Raw genomic sequence first — 23562 nt, forward strand, 5'->3', positions numbered from 1 at the left:
GCGGCGCGTCGCGCACGTTCCACCGGCTCCTGGTGGAGTGGCCCGGCCAGCATCGCGGCGGAGCGGGCTCAGGAGGCGGGAGCCGCCGGCAGGGAGAAGGAGAAGGTGGCCCCCTGCCCCGGGACCCCCTTCCCCCAGGTGCGGCCCCCGTGACGGGTGATGATGCGCCGCACGTGCGCCAGGCCAATGCCCGTGCCCTCGAACTCGCTGGCACGGTGCAGCCGCTGGAAGACACCGAACAGCTTGTCCTCGTAGGCCATGTCGAAGCCCACGCCATTGTCCTTCACATGGATGACGAGGCCCTCCTCGCCCTGCTCGGCCGTCACCTCCACGCGGGCCTCCGCCCGGGTCCGCGTGTACTTCACCGCGTTGCCGAGCAGGTTCTTGAAGACGAGCCTCAGCATGGCGGGATCGCCCTTCGCCTCCGGCATCGGCCCCACCTCCAGGACGACCCGCCGGCCCTCGCGCTCCGGCGCGAGCTCCTCCCACACCTCCGCCACCAGCGGCTCCAGGGAGAGGCGGGACTGGCGCATCTCCACCCGGCCCATGCGGCTGAAGGCGAGCAGATCGTCCACGAGCTGGCCACCCCGCCGCGCGGACTCGGAGATGGTGCGCAGGTAGCCCTGGGACTTGGCATCCAGGGCGCTCCGGGCATGGCGCTCGAGGAGCTCGGCGAAGCCGGTGATGTGGCGCAGGGGCGCCCGGAGATCATGGCTCACCGTGTAGCTGAAGGACTCGAGCTCCCGGTTGGCGTCCTCGAGCTGCCGGGTCCGCTCGCTCACGCGCTGCTCCAACTGCTGGTTGAGCAACCGCACCGCCTCCTGCACCTCGCGCTGCACGGTGATGTCGCGCGCGGCGGCGTAGACGGTGCCATTCTCCGTCGCGGGAGAGGTCCTCCAGGCCAGCCACCGCCAGGAGCCGTCCTTGCACAGGTAGCGATTCTCGAAGTGGAGGGCGTTCTCCCCCCGCTCGATGTCCGACAGCTCCTGGATCGTCCGCTCGCGATCCTCCGGGTGGACGAGCTCCAGGAAGGGCTGGGCGAGCAACTCCTCCTCGCTCCAGCCCAGCACGCGGGTGAAGGCCTCGTTGATGCGCTTGAAGCGGGCGTCCACCCCCGCGATGCAGAACATGTCCGGCGCCAGGTGGAAGAAGGCCTCCCGCTCCGCCTCCGCGCGCTTCTGCTGGGTGATGTCCGTGGAGATGCCGCCCAGGGCATAGGGCTGGCCCGACGTGTCCAGCAGCGGGAACTTGATGGAGCGGTACGCGTGCAGCCCGTCCACGTGGGGCGCCATCTCCTCCAGCTCCACGGGGACGTTGCGGCGCAGCACCTCCACGTCATTGCGGCGGAACGCCTCGGCGAGCTCCGGCTTGTAGAGGTGCTCGTCCGTCCTGCCGAGGATGTCCTCGCGCGTGCGGTGCATGAAGGCCTCGAAGGCCTTGTTGACCAGCAGGTAGCGGCCCTGGAGATCCTTGACGTAGATGACGGCGGGAGAGGCGTCGAGGATGGCCCGGTAGTGCGCATCCTCCCGCAGCCGGAGCCGCTCCAGCTCGTGGTTGCGCCGCTCCAGCTCCTCCCGGACGCGCTTGAGCTGGACGAGGTTGCGCACACGCACGCGCACCTCCTCGGCCGAGAAGGGCTTCACCAGGTAATCCTGGGCCCCCTCGCGCAGCAGCTTCAGCTTGAGGGCCTCGTCGGCCTGGGTGGACAGCACCACGATGGGAACGCCCTCGAGAGACTCCTCCTGGCGCAGCGCGGCCACCAGAGCATCGCCGCTCATGCGCGGCAGCTGGATGCCGGTGAGGATGACATCCGGCCGGAGCGACCGGGCCTTCTCGAGTGCCTCCTGGCCATCGAAGGCGGAGATGACGCGGTAGTCCTCCTGGAGCGCATCCACCATGAAGCGGTGGAGCTCCGGGTGGTCCTTCACCACCAGCACGGCCGGGCGGGAAGTGTCCTCCGTCCGGGCCTCCGCGGCCGGCGGGGTCCGCTCGTCCACCGGGGGGGTGAGCGCCTCCAGGGTACTGCGCAGCGCCAGGCCCGCCTCGAGCCCCCACCCCTTCTCCGGAGCACGCGGCGTCACCTGCGTGCCCGCCGGGGCCAGACAGGGCAGCTCCACCTGGAAGAGCTCGCCGCCGCCCGGTGCCTCCGTCACGCGGATGAGCCCACCGTGCAGCTCGACGAAATCCCGCGCGAGAGACAGGCCCAGCTCCGAGCCCTCCGGGTCTCGCGTCCCCTGCTGTCCCGAGTCCTCCACCTCCAGCCGCGCCCGCCCGCCGGGAGTCCCGCTCACCACGATGTGGATGCGCCCTCCGTCCGGGGTGGACTTGAAGGCGTTGGACAGCAGGTGGATCACCACCCGCTCCAGCTTCTCCACGTCCACCTGGACGGGGAGGAGCCCGGGCGCGTCCACGGTGAAGGAGATGCGCCGCTGGAGCGCCAGCGGCTCGAAGTGCCGGGCCACTTCACGCACCAGCGAGACCAGCTCCGCCTCGGCATACGCCAGCCTCATGCGCCCCACGTCCATCCGGGCGATGTCGATCAGATCATCGACGTGCCTGAGGAGGAGGACGGCGTTGCGGCGCATGACCTCCAGGTCCTTGCGCTGGACGCCGGTGAGGTTGTGGCCGTGCACGAGCAGGGACTCCGCGGGCCCGAGGATGAGCGCCAGGTGGGTGCGCAGCTCGTGGCTCACGTCGGAGAAGAACTGGGGGGTCTTCATGAGGAAGGAATCCGCGGCAGTCGAATCAGGAAGGTGGTGCCCTCTTGCGCGGAGGAGCGGACATCCACCGTGCCGCCATGGGCCCGGACGATCTGATCCACGATGTAGAGGCCCAGACCGATGCTGCGGCGGGAGTTGTCGGTGGAGTCCTCGCCGCGCTGCAAGGGCTGGAAGAGGCGGCCGAGCAGCCCGGCGGGGATGGGCTCGCCGGTGTTGTGGACCTGGAGCTCCACCGCGTCCTCCTCCCCCACCACCGACACGGAGACGGGCCCGTCCTTGGGCGAGTATTGGAGGGCGTTGCTCACCAGGTTGCCCAGCACCTGCGCCAGCCGGTCCGCGTCCCACAGGCCCCGGCCCGCGCCCTGGCAGTGCTCGCGGAGCTCGCGCCCGGGATGGTTCAGCCCCACCTCCTGCAGCACCTGCCGGACGAGTGCGTGCAGGTCCACGCTGCCGCGGTGCAGCGGGATGCCGCCTCCGAGACGCGCCCGGGTGAAGTCGAGCAGGTCACGCACCATGCGGGTGGCTCGCTCGGCGCTGGTGAGGATGAGGCGGGCGTAGAAGGCGTCGCGCTCGTTGAGGGCCGCCTGGTGCACGAGCCCCGAGGCGCTCAGGGAGATGGCACCCAGGGGGTTGCGCAGATCATGGGACACGATGCCGATGAGCTGCTGGGCGAATTCGGCACGCTGGAGCGCCTCGGCCTCGGCGGCCCGGCTCGCCGTCACGTCCTGCAGGGCCCCCACCATCCGGCTGGCCCGGCCGTGCTCGTCCCGCACAAGGAAGCCGCGGTCCGCCACCGTGGCATAGCTTCCGTCCCTGCGGCGCAGGCGGTACTCGGTCTCCCACCGGTCCGCCTCGGGCGACTCGACGAGGGCCTGGAGGCCCTGCAGCACGCGCGGGAGATCCTCCGGATGGACGGCTTGCATCCACCAATGACCGGCGGGGTCCGACTTCCGATCGCCATGGCCGTACTGCGCCCAGAGCTCATCGTTCCGGGTGACCTGGCCCGTCTTCAAATCCCAGTCCCAGAGCGCATCCCGGGTGGCCTTCACGACCAGCCGGTAGCGCTCCTCGCTCTCCCGCAGGCGCTGCTCGGCCTGCTGGCGCTCGGCACTGTCGCGGGCCTCTCGCAGGGCGCGCTGGACACTCGGCACCAGCCGCTCCAGGCGATCCTTGAGGACGTAGTCGGTGGCGCCCAGCTTGAGCAGCTCGATGGCGCGCTCCTCCCCGAGCGCTCCCGACACGAAGATGAAGGGCAGCCGCGGCCGGGTGCGGCGCGCCAGCTCCAACGCCGTGAGGCCATGGAAGCCCGGGATGTTGTAGTCCGAGAGGATGAGCTCGTGGCGGTGATCGGCCAGGGCCTCGGTGAAGGCCCCATCGGAGTCCACGCGGGTGAGCGCCACGCAGAGCCCTTCCCGCTCCAGCCGCTCCTGGATGAGCTCGGCGTCGAGCGGGTCGTCCTCGAGGAGGAGCACGCTCAGCTCCCGCGAGGCCTCGAAGGTGACGGGGAAGCTCATTCGTCCCCCTCGAGGACGGGCGCACTGCCCGGCGGAGGCTCATTCACCTCGGTCCAGAAGACGCGCAGCCCCTCGAGCGCGGACTCGAGCTCCTGGAAGGAGACGGGCTTGATGACATAGGCGTTCGCTCCCAGGCCGTAGGAGCGCACGAGGTCCACCTCCTCGCGGCTCGAGGTGAACATCACCACGGGCACCAGCTTCAGGTCCGGATCGCTCTTCATCCGGCTGAGCACCTGCAGCCCGTCCACGCGGGGCAGCTTCAAGTCCAGGAGCACCACCGACGGGTTCTCCGCCGAACGTCCGGCGTGGGGACCCTGCCGGTACAGGTAGTCGAGGGCTTCCTGGCCATCATTCGCCACGATCACCTTGTCCGCGAGGTGAGCCTCGGCGAAAGCGGCCAGGATGAGGGTGACATCGTTCTCGCTGTCTTCGACCAACAGGATGCGTTTCAACGCCGGCATGGGGGGACCACACGAGGAAACAAGGTGGGGGTCCTTGTGGAGGCAGTAGACGGGAGGCCTACCCGGGACGCAACCGGGCGGGGCTCGTACGACTGGATTACTTTATACCCCAAGCGATTCTTTCACCCGGCGAGGGTCTACCCCACGGTCGCGCGCCGCGGAACCCGCAGCGGGAGCCGGCGGCCAGACTGCGGGTGCTGCCGCGCCCGCCGCGAGCGCCACCACTTCTCCACGCCGATGACGGGCAGGACGGCGGCGCCCACCAGCGCGCACAGGCCCAGCTCCTGGAGCGACAGGGGCGCGGTGTCGAAGATCCTCTGCATGAAGGGCAGGTACATGAACCCGAGCTGCAGCAGCACCAGCAGCCCGATGCCGGCGTAGACGGTGGGGTTGCTGAAGAGGCCGATGCGGAAGACGGAGTCTTGCAGGGAGCGGCAGTTCAGCAGGTAGAAGATCTGGAACATGATGACCGTGGTGACGGCCATGGTCTGCGCCTGGGCGAGCGCCACCTCGTGAGCCGTCCCCCGCCCCACCTCGAAGGAGTACTCCCAGAGGAAGAGCCCGGTGGCACCGGCACACATGAGCAGCGCGACCAGGAGCGTGCGCATCAGGACGAAACCACTGAGCACGGGCGCGTCCGGATGGCGAGGCAGCCGCCGCATCACATCCGGCTCCCGGGTCTCGAAGGCGAGCGGCAGCGCGAGCGCCACCGTGGCCACCAGGTTGATCCACAGCAACTGGGTGGGGAGCATGGCGAGCAGCGGGACGTCCTCGCCGTCGAGGCGCATGATGGGGAAGAAGGCCACGCCGACGATGAGGATGAGGGCGAGCCCCAGGTTGGTGGGCAGCACGAAGGCGAGCGATTTGATGAGGTTGTCGTAGACGCGCCGGCCCTCCTCCACCGCGGCGACGATGGAGGCGAAGTTGTCATCCGTGAGGATGATGTCCGCGGCCTCCTTGGACACGGCGGTGCCGGTGATGCCCATGGCCACACCGATGTTGGCCTGCTTGAGCGCGGGGGCGTCGTTGACGCCATCGCCCGTCATGGCCACCACGTGCCCCTGTTGCTGGAGGGCGCGCACCAGCCGCAGCTTGTGCTCGGGCGCCACGCGGGCGAACACGTGGGAGGCCGTGGCCACCTCGCCCAGCCGGTTCTCCTCCAGCTCCGCCAGCTGGGCCCCCGTCACCACCTGGCTTCCCTCGAGGATGCCGAGCTGCGCGCCGATGGCCTCCGCCGTCTTCGCATGATCGCCGGTGATCATCTTCACGGTGATGCCCGCCGCATGGCAGGCCTTCACGGCGTGGATGGCCTCCTCGCGCGGCGGATCGATCATCCCCTCGAGCCCGAGGAGCCGGAAGCCGCCCGCCACGTCCTCGAACTGGAGGCCGGCGTGCGAGGCCGGGACGGACCTGCTCGCCATGGCCAGCATGCGCATGCCCCGCGAGGCCAGACGCTCCACTTCGGCGAGCACCTTGCTGGTGCCGGGGCCCTCGTCCATGGCGCAGCGGCGGAGCACCACCTCGGGCGCGCCCTTGAGGAGGATGAAGCGGCCGCCCCGCCCGTCCTCGTGGAGGGTGGCCATGAACTGGTTCTCGGACTCGAAGGGGATGGCGTCCACGCGGGGGTAGCGCTCGTGCAACTCGTCCACCTTCAGGCCCGCCTTCTCCGCGGCGACGAGCAGCGCCCCCTCGGTGGGATCGCCCGTGAGTTCCCAGGCGCCGTCCTTGGGGCGCACCGAGGCGTCATTGCAGAGCGCGCCGGCCACGAGCAGCTCACGGGCGTGCTCGTCGGGGGAGCTGGGGGGCTGGCCTTCACGGCGCAGCTCGCCCTGGGGCGCATAGCCCACGCCGGAGATGGACCAGGTGGCGGTGGGCGTCCACAGCGCCTGCACCGTCATCTCGTTGCGGGTGAGGGTACCCGTCTTGTCGGAGCAGATGACGGTGGTGCTGCCCAGGGTCTCCACGGCGGGCAGCTTGCGGATGATGGCGCGGCGGGCGGCCATGTACTGCACGCCGATGGCCAGGGCGATAGTCACGATGGCGGGCAGGCCCTCGGGGATGGCGGCCACGGCCAGCGTGAGGGCGGCCATGAGCGACTCGGCCACCGCGTAGCCGCGCAACAGGCCCACGCCCAGCAGGACGGCGGAGATGACGAGGATGGAGACGGTGATGTAGCGGCTGATGGTGGCGAGCGCCTTGGTGAGCGGCGTCTGCAGATCCACCGCCTCGCGCAGCAGTTGGGAGATGCGGCCGAGCTCGGTGGCGCTCCCGGTGGCCACCACCACGGCGGTGCCCGTGCCATAGGTGACGTGGGTGCCGCCGAAGGCCATGTTGGTGCGGTCCCCGACTCCCGCGTTCGGGGCGACGGTGTCCACCCGCTTCTGCGCGGGGACGGACTCGCCCGTCAGGGCGGCCTCCTCGACCTGGAGGTTGCGCGCGGCGAGCAGCCGCACATCGGCGGGCACCTTGTCGCCCGAGGCGAGCAGCACCACATCACCGGGCACGAGCTCGGCGGCGGGCACCGTCAGCTTCTGGCCGTCGCGCAAGACGGTGGCGTTCTCCGGCACCATCTGCGTGAGCGCCTCGATGGCCTTGCCCGCGCGGAACTCCTGGACGAAGCCGATGAGGGTGTTGAGCACCACCACGGCGAGGACGATGAGACCGTCCGTCACCTTGCCCAGGACGATGGCCAGGGTGGCCGACGCGAGCAGCACCCAGATGAGCGGGTTGTTGATCTGGCGCCACAGCAGCTTGAGCGGGCTTTCGCCGGAGACGCGCTGCAGCACATTGGGGCCATGGCGCTCGAGCCGGGCGCGGGCCTCGGACTCGGAGAGGCCGTCGTCGGGACGGGCCTGGAGGGCCTCGAGCACCGCCTCGGACGGTAGCGCGTGCCAGGGCTGTTCCCGCTGCCGCGGGGAGACCGTTGGAGACACTGGCTTGCTCGAGTTCATGGGGCGCTCCTCACAGAGCAATCTGTGAACGCCACCACTCCCTGGCCAAAAGTAAATCTGGCTGGGAGCCTTTGGAAAATCCGAAGGGTGAATCAGGCGCGGTGCCGCTCGGCCTCGCGGTAGAGCTGGGTGAGCGAGTAGTCCAACAAGGCCTGACAGGAGCTCATGTAGTGGTGGGCTCGGACGAAGGGCAGCCAGGCGCGCTTGCCCACGAGCACCTGGACCTCTTCGAGCTTCTGGCGCGGAATCCACCGTCCACCCAGGTTGCGCACCAGCACCTCGCCCAGGTAGGCGCCGATGGCGGGCACCGCGTGCGCGTCGATGGCTTCCCTGAGGCGGCTCTTCGGGAACTCCTCGCGCCAGAAGTAGAAGTCGGCGTCCGTGAGCGACTCGGGGGTCTCCTCGAAGACGGAGGGGACGTCGGTGTGCAGCAGCGCCACGAGGTGCTCGGCGAGGTCCCCGTAATGCTCGCGGGCACGCTCGGGGTCCTCCACGTCGGGAGGCAGGGCGGCGTCAGCGGGGAGCCACTCCCTGGGCTCGGGCGGCTGCCAGGCGTTGAGCTCGGCGATCCGGCGCTGGCGCGCATGAACGGCGGAGCGGTCCAGCGTGCGCAAGAGGAGCGGCGCCAGGTCCGGGTGGAAGCGGGGCTCGACGGGAGCCAGCGTGGCACTGCGCTCGCGCAGGGTGCGCAGCACGGTGTCGAAGTCCAGGTCCGGCCGGAGGTGGACGTGTGCGCGGGCCTGGGCTTCACGCGCCTCGTCGCTGGCGAAGTTCGTCGGGGTGGGCCACATCACCAGGAGGATGGAACCGTTGGGCAGTTCTTCCACCTGGTACGCTGGCGTAGACAGCATGCGCTCGCGGCCGACGGTCTCCACCAACTTGGGTCCGAAGACGTTGAGCCAGAATACCTCGTAGATTTTGTCGAACCCGTCCCGGTGCCAGATCGCCTTGTCGCGGCCGAAGCTGGGAAATCTCGCCAACTCCCTGTCTGCCATGCCGTGGGCCGCGGCGTAGGAGACCGGGTAGCGAGCCGCCCAGGCACGCACCATGGTCACGAACTCGCGGCAGCGCTCCTCGGTCGCGAAGAACGACAGGGGCAGAAGCTCGAGCGAGACGTCCAGTCCGATAGGGCGCGGCGGAAACCAGATCCGGAACGTCATGTCCAACGCGGGCCACTTCGTACGATAGAGCCCGATGCGTGAAATTCTTTCGCCGCGCTCCTCTTCCAGGGCCTTCAAGATGGCAGCACGGGTGTACTTGCGTTGCCGCTTACCTCTAACGACGTCCGGCATCCATTCGCCCGCGTATGTCTCGAGCGCCTGAAGGAAGGGCTCCAACTCACGCTCGAGTGCCGCCTGATGGTCGAAGGCACCTTCGAACTCGAGCCGAAGACTGTCCTCCGCCGCGTCCAGGTCGTGAAACCTCAGCACCTTCATTGCGACAGCACCTCCACTCCCGGAACCTCTCTCCGAGCTTCCTCCACGGCGATTTTCTCCGCCAACGCCTCCATCAGCCGGGGCATGTCCACCCGTTGCTGAACCAGGACGAATTCAGCGGGCGAGCACCCCAGCAAGGGCGCCAGCAACTCCTCGTCCCGGGCGGACAGGTCGGGCCAGCCCGGCGGCGGGGCCATGCTCGAGCAATCCGCCCTCTTCCCGGGGAAGCCGCCCGCACCTCCCGCGGGCCTCCGGGCAGTGGAATGCGCGCGCGAGTGAAGGCCGAAGCCGCTCGTCAGCTCTCCGCGCGGAGAGCCCGTGGCACAGCCTCCGAGCAGCACCAGCAATGCCACGGCCAGGAGAATCGGGCCGAGGCTCCACCCGGCTCCGCCGTGCCCAGGGGGCCAGGCGCTCACAACCCGTAGAGGTGGTGCTCGCGGGCGTAGTCGAGCACCACGCGGGGCACCAGGTCCGAGGGCAGCTCGCCCCGGGCCAGACGCTCACGCACCTCCGACGAGGACACGATGGCCAGCGGTGGCCCCACGGTGCCCTCGGCCGGGTAGCCCGCGCGGTACAGCACCACCACGCGCGCCATGCGCTGGATGCGATCGAAGTCCTTCCAGTGCGGCAGATCCTTGAGGATGTCCGAGCCGATGATCAGCGAAAAGCGGTGCTCCGGGTGGCGCGCCTGGAGGAAGTCCAGCGTGTCCACCGTGCGCCCGTCCTTGCCCACCTCGCTCTCCACCCGCGACGTCTTCATCCACCCCGCCGCGTCCTGGCACATCCGCTCGCACATGTGCACGCGGTGCTCGAAGTCCACCGCCGACTTGCGGAAGGGATGGACGAACGTGGGCATGAGCCACACCTCGTCCACGCCCTGGGTAGCGCGCACGTAGTGGGCCGCCAGCAGATGGCCCACGTGTGGCGGGTTGAACGAGCCTCCGAGGAGCGCGACCTGCACGGGCAGCCTCACTTGACGGACAGCTTGGTGCGGCGATCCACCGCCAACGTCTGCGGCTCCAGCACGGTCTTCCCATCCAGCCGGAAGGCCGAGAAGCGCAGATCCTTGTCCACGCGCTCCAGCAGGGCGCACGTCTGTTCCGCGGCCCCCGCCAGCCGGCCCGGCGTCAGGAAGAAGCGCGGACCAATCTGCACCAGCTTCGGCTCGGACTCCTTGCCGTGGATGAAGATGATCGCGTTGACCAGATCGTCCCGGCTCAGATCGTTCTTGTCGTAGGCGAGGCAGCAGAGCGTGTCGCCCACCATGTCCAGCACCTTCCGGGGGATGCTCGGGTCGCGGTACTGGATGGAGTCGCGCTCCGGCGTGCGCAGGAAGTGCTCGCGCACCAGCAGCGGATCCTCCTCCAGCTCCTTGAGCGCCCCGTCCGGAATGGACAGCGAGCGCGGACGGGGCTTCTGCTCGGTGACGGCGAGCCACTTCGCCACGTCCTCGATGAAGTCCGCCCCCGAGTACTCCCGGCCCCCCCGGCTGCGCTCCCGCCGGTCGAGGATCCACTCGTCCAGGTCGGAATAACGGCCGCCGAGGAAGATGAAACGCTGGGCGCCCTTGGCCCGCAACAGCTCGTAGGCCGCCTCGAAAGCGGCCAGGTCCCCATGGCTGTCGGACAGGATCCCGATGACGTCTTGGCTCACGACCCTTGAGCGTACAGCAGGTGACGCTCCCTCCGCTTGGCGAAGTCCCGGGCCTGGGTGTCGAAGCCCTCCATCAGACGATCCAGCGGCCAGCCGGACTCGATTCCCCGGCGGACCTGGTCCGTGCCGCAGAGCAGGTCGAAGGCCGGCACGTCGTCCACGAACTCGTAGGCGTCCTCACGCCAGGCGAACTTCCCGCCCTGGCCCAGCTCGTAGAGGGCCTGGAAGATGGCCAGGCCGGTGCGCAGCGGGAGGAAGGCGTCGCGGTCGGTGACGTGGATGAAGGCCCCATTGCAGGACTCACCCTTGTACTTGTCGAAGGTAGGGGTGAAGCCCACGGCGCGGAAGGCGACGCCGGGGAGCTTCTCGCGCTCCAGGCGGGCGATCAGCGCGTCCGTCTCCACCCAGGGAGCGCCGAACTGCTCGAAGGGACGGCAGGTGCCGCGGCCCTCGGAGACATTGGTGCCCTCGCCCTGGCACATGCCCGGGTAGACGAGCGCGGTGTCCGGGGTGGGCATGTTGGGCGAGGGCGAGATGAAGGGCAGCCCGGTGTCGGACCAGAAGTCCTCGCGGCGCCAGCCCTCCATGGGCACCACCGTCAGCTCGCAGCCGAAGCCCTGCTCGTCATTGAAGAGCCGGGCCAGCTCGCCGGCCGTCATGCCGTGCCGGTTGGGGATGGAGTACAGGCCCACGAAGGAGCGGTAGCGCTCGCCCACCAAGTTGCCCTCGATGGTGACGCCGTTGAGCGGGTTGGGTCTGTCCAGCACGTAGAAGGGCACCTTCGCCTGGCCCGCGGCCTTCATGGCCAGGGCCATGGTGTAGACGTAGGTGTAGTAGCGGCTGCCCACGTCCTGGATGTCGAAGACGAGCGCGTCCAGGCCCTTCAGCCACTCGGCGCGGGGCGAGAGCGACTCGAAGGTGGAGCCGTAGAGGCTGTGCACGGGGACGCCGGTGCGCCGGTCGCGCGCCTCGTCCACGGCCACCATGTACTGGGCCTCGCCACGGATGCCGTGCTCGGGGCCGAAGAGGGCCGAGAGCTTCACCCCGGGCGCCTGCGCCAGCAGATCCGCCAGGTGGCGGAAGCGCGAGTCCACGCTGGTGGGGTTGACGATGGCGCCCACCTTCTTGCCCTTCAGCGGCGCGAAGCCCTGCTCCACCCAGACATCCAGTCCTGTCTTCACCCGTCTCATGTCGTCCCCCAACACATTCAGCGGCCGAGCCGCTCCAGGGCCTTCTTCGCCGCCTCGCGCGAGTCGCACCCGAACAGGCCCGGCTTCTCGCCCGGCCCGCCGTCCTCGGCCAGGTCCTCCAACTCGCCACGCGCGGAGTCCAGCTTCAGCTCACCCAGCGCCTCCGCGGCGTTGGAGCGCACGCGGCACTCCGGGTGCTCCAACAGCTCGAGCAGCCGGTCCTCCGAGTCCCCATGGCCTGCCTTCACGCCGCTCCGGTAGAAGCCCACGGCCTGGCCGGGTGCCTCCAGCGCCTCGGCGAGCTGCCCATGGAGCCAGGCCCGCTCCCCGGGAGATTTCTCCTGGCTGATGAGCTTCTCGGCGTCCGGCACCCGCGCGAGCTTCTCCTTGGTGGAGGAGGCCTCGGCCACGTCCTCGATGGCGTCCTCCGCGGGGCTGTCGCGCAGCACGAAGCCGATGCCGAGCACCAGCGCCAGCACGCCGCCGCCCACCGCCAGCTTGCGCGAGGCGAGCGCGGGGCGCGGGGCGGCCTTCACCGACTGGAGGACCGTGCGGGTGCGCGCCACGAGCCGGCCGCCGACGGTGGCCGCGCGCGAGCCCAGGGCAGCCGCGGTGGCGGCCAGGTCCGGGCCCGCCGCGAGCGAGGACGTAGGCATGCGCGAGAGGGCCAGGTTGCCAAAGGGCGGCTGCTCGTTGGGCAGCGGTGCCTCGGCCCCGGGCGCCACGTGCACCACGGTGGGCACCTCCACGCGGTAGGGCGCGCGGGGCACCCGGAAGACGCGGATCTTCCCGGGGATGCCCTTGAGCTCGAAGGCGCCCACCTCCTGCGCGGGCACCTCGGCCTTGTTCATCGCCAGGTAGACGGCCTCGGTGAAGAAGACCTCGCCGGCCTCGGCGATGGACTCCACCCGGGAGGCGATGTTCACCGGCTCGCCGAAGACGTCGTTGGACTCGACTCGCACCTCGCCCACGTTGATGGCCACCCGCACGTCGAGCCGCTCGGCATCCTGCGCGGAGCGGTTGTACTGCCAGAGCCGGTCCTGGATGGCCATGCCGCTGAGCACGGCCTGGGTGGGCGACTCGAAGGTGACGAGGAAGGCATCTCCAATGGACTTGATGATGCGTCCGCCAAAGGCCTTGAACACCGGCGTGAGGAGATCATGGTGCACCTTGAGCAGGCGCTGATTCTCCTCGAGGGTCTGCCGGCTGGTGCGCTCGGTGAAGCCCTGGATGTCGGTGAACACAATGGCGAGGTTGGCGGTCTTCAAGGCGCGCGCAGTGTATGCAGTGGCGCCTTGGGCGCAATCAGAGAGGGAACGAAAGGTTTCCTACCGGCGCGACGGGCGCAGCGGACGCATCCTCTTGGGGGGAGCAGGCGACTCCAGGCCCGCCCGTAGCCTCGCCGCCAGCTTCGCTCGGCCCGTGCGCTCGTAGAGGTCCGCCAGCCGGCGGGTGACCAGGGCGTTGGCTGGCTGCTCGCCCTTGAGCCGGAGCAGCTCCCGCTCGGCGTCCTCCACCCTGCCCTGCTCCTCGAGGGCCCGGACGAGTTGGAGGCGCACCTGCACCCACTCGGGGCGGGAGCGGGCGAGGAAGCGGTAGTGGAGCTCGGCCTTGAGCCAGTCACCCAGGGAAGCCCAGAGGCCGGCGAGCCGGAAACGGGCATCCTCGTAGGACGAACGATAGAAGACGGCCAGTTCATAGGAACGGGCCGCGAGCAGGGGGTGGCCTCGCTCCTCCCAGAGCAACCCGCGCAGGTAGTGGACGCGGGGGTTGTCGGGGGCCACGGCGGCGGCGACGTCGAGATGGGTCTCCGCCTGGTCCAGGTCTCCCCCCAGCTTCAGCAGCAACCGGGCCGCCTCCAACCGGGGGAGCGCCTCGGCGGGCCAGACGCGCATCACGGCCTGGACGGACTCCAGGGCTCCCGCGCTGTCACCCGAAGCCTCCCGGGCCAGGGCCGCCGTCAGGTCCCCGGGAGCCGATGCGTCCATGGCCGCCGCGAGCGTGCCCGCCACCACGAGCCAGAGCATGGCGGGCAGATAGCAGAGCGGGACTGGCTTTCAAAACCCTACCTTCTTCTTGACGGGCGCCCCGGTGGCGCATGAAACCCATGACCGTGCAGATTGCTCAGAGAACGCTCGAAGACCTTGGATTCGCGGATGTGCTCCGCGCACTGGCTCATCGTTGCCGCACCGAACCCGGGAGGGAGCGCGCGCTCGCCCGTCCGTTCCTCGACACCGAGGATCTGGTGGCGGAGGCGCTGGAGCTGGTCGCCGAAGCCCGGCGGCTGGCGCAGGAGCAGTTCTCCCTGCCGCTCGGCGGGGTGACGGACCTGCGCAACGCGCTGGATCTGGCCTCGAAGGGGGGCCTGCTGGAGCCCCGGCAGCTCATCGCCTCGGCGCAACTGCTGTTCGCCTTCGTGCGCACCCGTGAGGCGCTGGAGGAGCGCCAGCATGTGGTGCCCCGGCTGGCGGCCATCTCCCGGCGGCTGCCGATGCTGGAGCAGCTGGCGGTGCGCATCGACCGGAGCTTCGAGGCGGACGGGGAGATCTCCGATCGGGCCAGTCCGGAGCTGCGCGAGGCGCGGGATCGGGTGCGCGGACTGCACCGGCGGATCAAAGGCTGGCTGGAGGAGAAGCTCCACGACGAGAACTTCCTGCCGAAGCTGCGGGAGAACTACTACACCATCCGCAACGGCCGGTACGTGGTGCCGGTGGTGTCCAACTACCGGGGCGAGGTGCCGGGCATCGTCCACAACGCGAGCCAGACGGGGCAGACGCTGTTCGTCGAGCCCGAGGGCCTGGTGGGCATGGGCAACGACCTGGCCATTGCCCAGTCGGTGGTGACGGAGGAGGAGCGGCGGATCCTCCAGGAGCTGACGAACCAGCTGGGGCGCGAGTCGGCGAAGGTGCTCGAGGGCATCGCGGCGGTGGCGGAGCTGGACGAGGTGGAGGCGGCGGCGGTGCTGGCGGGAGACCTGAGGGCGCAGACGCCCGAGTTCTCCGGGGTGGAGGAGCTGACGCTGCTGCGGCTGCGCCACCCGCGGCTGGTGCTGAGGGACACCGAGGTGGTCCCCAACGACGTGGAGATGAAGGGCGAGGCGCGGGCGCTGGTGGTGTCCGGTCCGAACGCGGGCGGCAAGACGGTGACGCTGACGGCGGTGGGCCTGTGCGCGCTGATGCTGCGGGCGGGCCTGCCGATTCCGGCGGGCGAGGGCTCGCGGATGCCGCTCTACCGCTCGGTGCACTCGACGGTGGGTGACGCGCAGGATCTGTCGCAGGGCCTGTCCACGTTCAGCGCGCACGTGACGATGCTGCGGGACATCGCCCTGTCGGTGGGGAAGAACTCGTTGGTGCTGGTCGACGAGATCGCCGCGGACACGGATCCCCGCGAGGGCGCGGCCATCGCGATCGCGGTGCTGGAGGAGCTGCTGACGAAGGGGGCGGTGGTGCTGGTGACCACGCACCTGGAGGAGCTGAAGGCGCTGGCGCACCTGGATCCGCGCTTCCTGAACGCGCGGGTGGGCTTCGACGCGAAGCGGATGGCGCCCACGTACAAGCTGCAACTGGGAGCGGCGGGTGCGTCGTCGGCCATCGAGGTGGCGTCGCGGATGGGACTGCCGGAGCACATCTGCGCACGGGCGCGAGACCTGGCGATGAACGCGGGTGGCGCGCTGGCGAAGGCGCTGGCGGCGGCGGAGGCGGACCGGCGCAAGCTGCAGGACGAGCTGGACCGGGCGAAGGTGGCGGCGGAGGAGTCCGAGCGGCTGCGGGCGCAGTTGGAGGAGCAGAAGCAGCAGTTCGAGCGCGAGCGCAAGGCGCGGCTGATGCGCTTCAACGAGGAAGTGGCGGCGGCGAGCGACCAGGCGGCGTCGGAGGTGCAGGAGCTACTGAAGGTGCTGAGGGCGCAGTCGAACGAGAAGGCGGCGTCGGAGGCGAGGGCACAGCTGCTGCAGCGGGCGGAGGAGGCGAACCAGCGGGCGAAGGCGGCGCGGGCGGAGCTGTTCCAGGTGGAGGCGCCACCTCCGGCGGAGCTGCGGGTGGGGGCGCGGGTGCGGCACGCGGGATTGAACAAGGACGTGGAGATCCTGGAGCTGCACGGGGATCAGGTGCTGGTGGCGGCGGGCATCATGAAGATGCGCGTGCCGGTGTCGGAGCTGTCGGGCTCGAGGGCGCCGAAGCCGAAGGAGTCGAAGTTCCCGGAGCGCAACAAGCAGGTGCAGCAGCTGCAGAGGGCGAAGGCGGCGGCGCCGGAGGCGGTGGAGGCGACGAACTACCGCTGCGACGTGCGAGGCATGAGGGCCGAGGACGCGCTGTCGGAGGTGGAGTCGTTCCTGGACCGGGGGATGAGGAGCGGAGAGGAGTCGGCGCTGATCATCCACGGGCACGGGACGGGGGCGCTGCGGCAGGCGATCCGGGACTATCTGGCGGCCTCGCCGTACATCCGCATGTTCCGTCCGGGAGAGAACCACGAGGGCGGAGACGGCGTGACGGTGGTGGCCCTGAGGGCCTGAGCCACAACCCCTCTCCGGGAGAGGATCCCCCCGTCGTTCAAAGGGGGGGCAAGCCCCCCCGGGGTGAGGGTACCCGGACCCGGGGTGCTCCCCCGTGTAAACCTCCTCTCCCACTGGGAGAGGGCTGGGGTGAGGGTCGTCCCGGATCCCGAGCCCCCTGCCCTACCGCTTCTTCGCCTTCGGGCCGCGCGCCGCGGTGGCGGACTTCGCCCTGCCCTTCGCGGGTGCGGCCTTCTTCGCCGGGGCGGGAGCGCGTTTCGCCGTCTTCGCCTTCGTCGAAGCGCGCTTGGCCTTCTTCGCGGGCACGGAAGAACGCTTGGCGTACTTCGGCTGGTAGAGCTGGATCTTCACGTTGCCGGGCATGGTGAAGTTCGCGGTGAACCCGAAGCCCTGATCCGAGATCTCATCGTCGAACTTCACGCCGCGGCCGCGCAGCTCGGCGACGGTCTTCTGGATGTCGTCGCAGTAGAACGAGACGTTGTGTGTGCCCGAGGGCGGCGAGCCGGGGAAGTCGGTCGGGTGGCAGCCGATGTCACCTTCGGGCAGATCGAAGATGAGCCAGCCCTCGCCGACATCCGAGTACGGCAGCTGAAGCTTGTTCTTGATGAAGTCGCGAAGCGCGCCGGCTTCGGACGAGTAGAACATCGCGTGGACGCCTTTGATCATGGGGTGTTCCCGTCCTGCAGAGGTGGAAGGACGAGGACAATAGATCGCGCCCGGCGCTTCCGAGGGCTCAAGGTTGCGCCGCGGCCGAGATGACGATCGTATCCGTGCCGGCTTCAACCACCTGGCCCACTTCGGCCAGGGAGGCCAGCCGCCTCGCGACGTCTCCCTGTCCCAGATTCCGGAGCGTGAGCTGACGAGCCTGGAACTCGGCCACGCCAGTGAAGAGCCGGGGCTTCCGGCCACCGAACAGGGCCTCGACGACGGCCCGTTGCTCCGCGAGCCGCGCGCCCCCACCCGGCTCCTCCAAGGCGCGCACCTGGGCCTCGAGGTCCTTCCTGCGCTGGTTGAGCTTGGAGATTTCGCCCATGACCTTGTCGAGCTGGGCGATGCGCAGCTCGGTCCTCCGGATGGACTCCTTCTGCCGCGAGACGCTGTCGGGCTCGTAGATGGACGCGAAGAGGCCCGGTGGAGGCATGGGGCTCGAGGGAACCGGAAGCCCTCCCTGGATAGCCCCTCCCTGAACGGAGGGCCTGGGCACGGCGGGCACTTCGAGCTCCACCGACCAGGCGTTGGGCTCGACGGAGACCCGCTTCAGCACGATGGCCCGCTCCGGCGTGGCGAGTACACGGAGGGCCACGAGCAGTCTGGAGACCCCACCGGAGCCACCGAAGCGGACGCGCAGAGCCCCCTCCTCCTCACGGAACGTCAGGGTCTCCAGCCCCTGGCCGGACAGGAGCCGGAGAAAGTCCTCGGTGCTGGGGCGGTTCAGCCGGGCTTTCAACCCGGCGAGCTTCTCCTCGAGCACGTCGAGCTCCCGGCGGCGCTCGTTGAGGGTCTGGGCGATCTCCGACTTCTCCGCCAGCTCGATGTCGAGCTGGCGCTGACGATGCGCCAACCACCTGCCCTGCTCGCTCTCACAGCCGCTCAGGCTGGCACTGGCGCACAACAGGAAGACGGCGGCCTTGCGGCGATCCATTCATCACCTCGGGGAGGGTCCCGCCCGGCATCCTAACCGAGCCCCCTGCTTCCCGCGCACGAGGCCCCCTTCATCTGAGCACGCCCGGCAGCGCCAGCCCGCCCGCCGCCACCCGGTCAACCGTCACCGAGCGGCAGCTCGAGGATGGCGGTGGCGCCCTTGCCCGGCCCATCGCTGCTCAGGCCGAGACTGCCTCCCAGGGTCCTCGCCGCCAGTGCGCTGGAGTGCAGGCCCAGCCCATGGCCGCCCTCGCGCGTGGTGAAGCCTTGGGAGAAGAGCCGCTCGCGATTCTCCGGGGCAATCCCCACGCCATTGTCCACCACCTGGACGCGCGCCATGTGGCCCACGGCCTCGAGCCGCACGTGCACGCGCCGCTGCCCTTCCGGGAGCGGCTTCACGGCCTTCTTGGCGTTGCTGATGAGGTTGATGAGGATCTGCAGCACCTTGTGCTTGTCCAGGCGCACCGGAGGAAGCGCGGCGAGCTCCTGGGTGACGAGGACACCGTGGCGCCGCAGCGCGGGCATGAGGATGCTCAGGGCATCCTGTACGAGCCCCGCCAGATCACACTCCTCGGTGAGCAGGGTGTTGCTGGCGTAGCTCTGCTGGATGTGGACGATGGCGCGGATGTGCTCGATGTGCATGCCCATCGCCTCCATGCCCTCGCGCATCGTCGTCTGCTCGCGCAGCAGCTCGTCGCCGAGCCCGGTGAGGTAGTCCAACAACTGAATGCCACGCGGATCGCGGGTGAGGAAGTCCGCCAGCGCGTGACGGTGCTCGGCGATCAGGGTGGTGGCCTGCTTCAACCGCCCCACGCGCGAGGTGTCCACCGTCTGGCGCAGCACCTGGTGGTTGATGACGGCACTGGTGAGGACGTTGCCCACGTTGTGGAGCACGTTGGCGGCCACCTCGGCCATGCCCGCAGTGCGGGCCGTGTCCACCAGCCGCGTCTGGGCCTGCTTGAGCTCGCGGGTGCGCTCCTCCACCCGCTTCTCCAGCTCGTCATTGGCGCGGCGCAGGGCCGTCTCGGCGCGCTGGACGTCGGCGTACAGCCGCGCGTTCTCCACGGAGATGGCGGCCTGCGAGGCCAGGTGGCCGAGCAGCGAGAGGCGGGCCGGCGTGAAGGCGTCCGGGGCGAGATCGTTCTCCAGGTACAGCACGCCGCGGAACTCCTCCTGGCGCAGCAGCGGAAGGCAGAGCACGGACCGGGCGTTGCCGCGCGCCAGCCATGGGTCGGCCGCGAACGGATGGGGCTTGGAGGCGTCGCCAATGAGCACGTGCTCGCGCGTCCGCTTGACGTAGGAGATGAGGGACCAGGGCAGGTGCGGCTCGTCCGGATCCGCGCTGGCGTCCTCGGGCGTGGTGCCCGAGAGCGCCACGACCTGGAGCGTGTCTCCCCGCGGCAGCAACAGGGCGCCGCGCTGGGCACCGGCGTTCTCGATGGCGACGCGCAGCAGCGTGGTGGCCAGCCGCTCCAGGACGATCTCCCCGGAGATGGCCTGCTGGGCCTTCACCAGGGTGAGGGCGTCGAGCTGCGTCGAGTTCGTATCCGTGGCGGTCCCCTCGGAGCCTTCGGAGGAGGTCAGCAGCGGCCACTCGGCGTCCAGGTGCTTGACCTTGCCGTGGGCGCCCCAGCGCACGTAGGCGTCGCGGGCCTTGCGGGCATAGGCCTCGGCGAGGGTGGGAAGCTCGCGCTCCCGCCAGAAGCGGGCGGCCAGCTCACACGCCAGGGCCGCGTTCTGGACGAAGCCCTGCTCGCGGGCGGACTGGTGGGCCTGCTCATAGGCACGCAGGGCCTCCCCTTCCTGCCCCATGAGACGGGCCAGCTCCGCGGAGACGAGCCGCTCGAGGGCGCGGAAGGTCGAGGGGCAATGCTCCGCCCACTCCGCGAGCTGCCGCTGGTGACCGCGGAGGGCCTCGAGGGCCAGCCGCTGCTGCTCGGGTGCCATTCCCCCGTGGCAGGCGGCGAGGATCAACGCGCGGAAGAAGTGCAGCTCCAGGCTCGGGAGCAGACCCAGGAAGGACCAGCGCAGCTCGAAGGACCTGTCCACGGCCTCGAGGGCCTCCGGGTATGCACCGCGCAGGAAGCGGGACTGCGCTTGGGTGAGCCAGTACCAGCACCGCGTGGTGCTCTGGTTGGAGGGCAGCCCGGCCTCGAAGGCCTCCTCGTCGAAACCCTCCCCATTCAGCGAGTCCAACGAGGGCGTGAGCCCGCGCAGCTGCTGCACGTAGCGCTGCGTGAAGTGGAGCACATCCCTCACGCCCAGGAAGCCCGCCTTGCTCACGAAGTCCAGGCGGGCGATCGACTCCTGGTAGACGTCCTCCAGGGGGTGCCCCAAGGTGAGGCGGTTGGTGACGAGGTGACAGGCGGTGAAGCAGGCGATCTGGATGTCACTGGCCTGGAGCGCGTGCTGGAAGGCCCTCTGGTTCAGCTCCAGCGAGAGGACAAGGGGCTCGGTCCAGCAGTTGGCCCGCTCCAGGGCGTGAAGCGCCTTACCGCGAAGGGCAGCCAGGTCGTAGCGCTCCACGAGCGCATGGGCGAGCTGGCAGAAGGCCTGCCCCTCCCGGTACCTCTTGAAGGCGTGGCCCGCCATCACCCCGAACCAGGAGTACCCATGGACGGAGGCGGGGGTATGGCCGTGTTTCAGACTGAGCGCGACGATGCGGCTGAGGTGGAGGCGGAGCAGCTCGGGGCTCGTGAAGAACGCCGGCACATACATGGCGCCGAGGACGCTCAACACCGCATCCAGGTCCGGGGCGTTCACCAGGGGCTGATCGATGAGGCTGGCGATGGGGCGCTCCCCCAACAAGGTCCACACCTCCGCGTTGGCCTGCTCCACCTCCTCCCAGGAGGGCTGCAGTGGCATCGGCATGCCCATCCGCGCCAGACACTCCAGCAGGCACGTGGCGGCCTCCAGGACCTCGTTGGCGACGATGTGCAGGTTGCTCTTCAGCCGGTAGATGGCCGCCAGCTCCGGGAAGGTGCGTGCCCGGGGCAGGAGCTCTTCCACCAGACGGCGCGCCTCGGTGGCGTTGCCGCTCATGAACTCGCAGCTCGCCTGCGCCAGCCGGACCTCGAAGGCCAGCCCGGGCTCCAGTGACCAGGGGTCCTCCGAGAGGTGCTGGAAGGCCGCGGCGAAATAAGCGGCGGCCGAGCGGAACGCGGTCGAGCCCCGCGCCTTTCCTCCCGCCTCGGCGTTCAGCCGCGCGGCGCGCCTGCGCTCCTCGGGGTCGTGGATCAGCTCCGCCCCGGCGTTGAGCTGGCTCACCACGTCGAAGAGTTTCTCGCGCACCTCCTCCGGGGACAGGCTGGCCAGGAGCAACCGGCCGATGCGCAGGTGGACGGCCTTGCGCTCCTGCTCGGGGATGAGGGCATGGGACGCCTGCTGGATGCGGTCATGCAGAAAGCGGTAGTGCTCCGGGCCGCCACGCATCAGCAGGCCTTCCTGGAACGCGGGCTCCAGGCCCCGCTCCACCGCTCCCGGCTCGCCCTGGTCGGAGATGATGGCCAGCATGGGCGCGGAGAAGGTGTTGCCCACGCACGCCGCCAGACGCAGCAGGTGCTGGGTCACCAGGGGCAGCTGGCGCAGCTTGCCCACCATGAACTCGACGACGTTGTCCGAGTAGCCCTTCGCCTTGACGCCCTCCGCGTCCCAGCGCCACGTGCCCTGGGGCGTGCGCGCCAGCAAGCCGTCCTGGTGGAGCGTCCGCATGAACTGCAGGATGAAGAAGGGGTTGCCCCCGGTCTTCTCCTGGACGAGCGCCGTGAGCGGCTGGACGAGCTCCGCGTCCGCCCCGGGCAGCGTATCGGCGACGAGCTGCTGGAGCTCCTCCATGCGCAGCGGCTCGAGCTGGAGGTTGGCCAGCTGCGCGCCGGCCTTGCGAAGCTCCTCCAGGGAGAGCACCAGCGGGTGCGAGGGGCTGACCTCGTTGTCGCGGTAGGCGCCGATGAGCAGCACCGGCGGCGTCTCCGGGTGGACGAGCAGGTGTTTGAGGAGCCGCAGGCTGGCCCCATCCGCCCACTGCAGGTCATCCAGGAAGAGGACCAGCGGCTGCTCCGCGGTGGCGAACACGCCCAGGAACTTGCGGAACACCCGGTTGAAGCGCTGCTGCGCCTCGGAGGCGGGCAGCTCCAGCACCGCCGGCTGTCTGCCCGCGATGAGCTCCAGCTGGGGCACCACGTCCACCAGGAGCTGCCCCTCTCCTTCCCAGGCCTCCTGGAGGCGCTCGCGCCACTTCGCCAGCTCCGCGTCGGTGCCCGACAGCAGCTGCTGCGTCAGCCCGCGGATGGCCTGCGCCAGGGTGGCGTAGGGGATGTCCTGCTGGAACTGATCGAACTTGCCACTGAGGAAGAAGCCGCGCCGCCGCACCACCGGCTTGTGCAGCTCGTGCACCACCGAGGACTTGCCAATGCCGGAGTAGCCCCGGACGAGCACGAGCTCGGGCCGGCCGCCCCGGGCCACGCGCTCGAAGCCCTGGAGCAGGGCCGCGGCGTGCGGGGCCCGTCCGTAGAGCCGCTGGGGAAGCTGGAAGCGGCTGGAGAAGTCATGCACGCCCAGCGGGAAGTCCTCGTGCACGCCCCGGAGCAGGCCCTCCTGGCACCGCTCGAGGTCGGCCTTCAGGCCGTCGGCGCCCTGGTAGCGCTCCTCGGCGACCTTGGCCAGCAGCTTCATCACGATGGCGGACAGGGCCGGAGGCAGGCCCGGCACCCGCTCCAGCGGGGACGGGGGCACCAGGGCCAGATGGGCGTGGAACCACTCGAGCGCATCGCGCCCGTGGAAGGGGCGGTTGCCCGTGAGCAGCTCGTAGAGCGTGACCCCTAGCGAGTAGAAGTCGGTGCGGTAGTCCACCGAGCGATTCATGCGCCCCGTCTGCTCCGGGGACATGTAGGCCAGGGTGCCTTCGAGCAGGGGCGCGGGGGCGGCCTCCACGTGCTCGACGAGGTGGAGGGTGGCCGTGCCGAAGTCGAGCAGGCACGCCGCCCCCGTGGGCGTGAGGAGGATGTTGGAGGGCTTGATGTCCTTGTGGATGACGCCGCGGCGGTGCAGCTCCGCCAGCGTCGAGGCCAGGGAGATGGCCAGCTTCAGGACGCGCGCGGGCTCCAGCGGGGTGCCGGTGAGCTCGGACACGGGGGTGCCCTCCATCGCCTCCAGAAGAAGCACCGGGCGCTCGTGGATGCGCTCACAGGCATGAGGGCGGGTGACGCCCCCCACGTCCCGCAGACGCTGGAGGATGGTGAACTCCTGCTGGTAGCGCTCGCTCTCGCGAGGGCCCGGCGAGGAGCCCATGGGCGTCTTGAGGATGAGGGGCAGACCGTCCACGTCGCGCACCGCGTGGAACAGCAGGTTCGTCCCAGTGGCCTTGATGGCCCCTCGGAGTGTGTAGCCTCGAATGTTCAACATGCGTGGAAAGCCCCCCGGCCCGGCCCGAGGGTCTGCTCCCGGGGCCTCCCGCGAGGATACCGAAGAGCGATGGGGCGAAGGAACTC

The 23562-nt window shown here is 69.8% G+C and carries 14 protein-coding genes and 1 pseudogene; 1 reads left to right on the forward strand and 14 read right to left on the reverse strand.

The genetic code is table 11. The features are described from left to right. Positions 1 to 68: 68 nt before the first annotated feature. From NR798_RS27580 to NR798_RS27630, 11 genes are all read right to left on the reverse strand, one after another. Positions 69 to 2720: an ATP-binding protein gene (locus tag NR798_RS27580; RefSeq protein ID WP_375765488.1), complete on the reverse strand. Its 2652-nt coding sequence runs from the start codon at positions 2718 to 2720 to the stop codon at positions 69 to 71. Then, positions 2717 to 4234 (reverse strand): ATP-binding protein, encoded by a 1518-nt coding sequence (locus tag NR798_RS27585; protein WP_375765489.1) that lies wholly within the window; start codon positions 4232 to 4234, stop codon positions 2717 to 2719. Before NR798_RS27585 ends, NR798_RS27580 begins: the two co-directional genes overlap by 4 nt. After that, complete coding sequence (locus NR798_RS27590) at positions 4231 to 4695, reverse strand: response regulator (RefSeq protein WP_375765490.1); 465 nt, start codon at positions 4693 to 4695, stop codon at positions 4231 to 4233. The genes NR798_RS27585 and NR798_RS27590 overlap by 4 nt, the downstream gene beginning before the upstream one ends. A 137-nt stretch (positions 4696 to 4832) precedes the next feature. Then, positions 4833 to 7646, reverse strand: a complete 2814-nt coding sequence (locus NR798_RS27595) for a cation-translocating P-type ATPase (RefSeq protein WP_375765491.1) — start codon at positions 7644 to 7646, stop codon at positions 4833 to 4835. A gap of 92 nt (positions 7647 to 7738) precedes the next feature. Then, positions 7739 to 9082 (reverse strand): hypothetical protein, encoded by a 1344-nt coding sequence (locus tag NR798_RS27600; RefSeq protein WP_375765492.1) that lies wholly within the window; start codon positions 9080 to 9082, stop codon positions 7739 to 7741. Further along, entirely contained in the window at positions 9079 to 9279 is a 201-nt protein-coding gene (locus NR798_RS27605) for a hypothetical protein (protein ID WP_375765493.1), read from the reverse strand. Before NR798_RS27605 ends, NR798_RS27600 begins: the two co-directional genes overlap by 4 nt. Before the next feature lie 215 nt (positions 9280 to 9494). Then, the gene (gene nadD, locus NR798_RS27610; protein ID WP_375765494.1) at positions 9495 to 10055 is read right to left on the reverse strand and encodes a nicotinate (nicotinamide) nucleotide adenylyltransferase; all 561 of its coding nucleotides are present in this window, start codon (positions 10053 to 10055) and stop codon (positions 9495 to 9497) included. Continuing rightward, positions 10052 to 10735, reverse strand: coding sequence for a hypothetical protein (locus tag NR798_RS27615; RefSeq protein WP_375765495.1), 684 nt, complete (start codon positions 10733 to 10735; stop codon positions 10052 to 10054). Before NR798_RS27615 ends, nadD begins: the two co-directional genes overlap by 4 nt. Beyond that, a complete protein-coding gene (locus NR798_RS27620) occupies positions 10732 to 11925 on the reverse strand; it encodes an exo-beta-N-acetylmuramidase NamZ domain-containing protein (protein ID WP_375765496.1) in 1194 nt (397 codons plus the stop codon). The genes NR798_RS27615 and NR798_RS27620 overlap by 4 nt, the downstream gene beginning before the upstream one ends. A gap of 17 nt (positions 11926 to 11942) precedes the next feature. Continuing rightward, positions 11943 to 13193 (reverse strand): adenylate/guanylate cyclase domain-containing protein, encoded by a 1251-nt coding sequence (locus tag NR798_RS27625; protein WP_375765497.1) that lies wholly within the window; start codon positions 13191 to 13193, stop codon positions 11943 to 11945. 60 nt (positions 13194 to 13253) lie between these two features. Further along, entirely contained in the window at positions 13254 to 13952 is a 699-nt protein-coding gene (locus NR798_RS27630) for a tetratricopeptide repeat protein (RefSeq protein ID WP_375765498.1), read from the reverse strand. 80 nt (positions 13953 to 14032) lie between these two features. On the opposite strand from NR798_RS27630, the gene NR798_RS27635 reads away from it, so the two are divergent. After that, entirely contained in the window at positions 14033 to 16435 is a 2403-nt protein-coding gene (locus NR798_RS27635; RefSeq protein WP_375773833.1) for an endonuclease MutS2, read from the forward strand. Between the two features lie 162 nt (positions 16436 to 16597). Here the strand turns inward: NR798_RS27635 and NR798_RS27640 are convergent, their stop codons facing one another. From NR798_RS27640 to NR798_RS27650, 3 genes and pseudogenes are all read right to left on the reverse strand, one after another. Further along, positions 16598 to 17101, reverse strand: coding sequence for a VOC family protein (locus NR798_RS27640; protein ID WP_375765499.1), 504 nt, complete (start codon positions 17099 to 17101; stop codon positions 16598 to 16600). A gap of 786 nt (positions 17102 to 17887) precedes the next feature. Beyond that, a pseudogene (locus NR798_RS27645) lies at positions 17888 to 17984 on the reverse strand (pilus assembly protein PilO); the annotation flags it as partial. A gap of 209 nt (positions 17985 to 18193) precedes the next feature. Next, positions 18194 to 23476 (reverse strand): AAA family ATPase, encoded by a 5283-nt coding sequence (locus NR798_RS27650; protein ID WP_375765500.1) that lies wholly within the window; start codon positions 23474 to 23476, stop codon positions 18194 to 18196. Positions 23477 to 23562 lie beyond the last annotated feature (86 nt).

Origin of the sequence: Archangium gephyra (genome assembly GCF_042230915.1) — a bacterium.
Lineage (GTDB): Bacteria > Myxococcota > Myxococcia > Myxococcales > Myxococcaceae > Archangium > Archangium gephyra_B.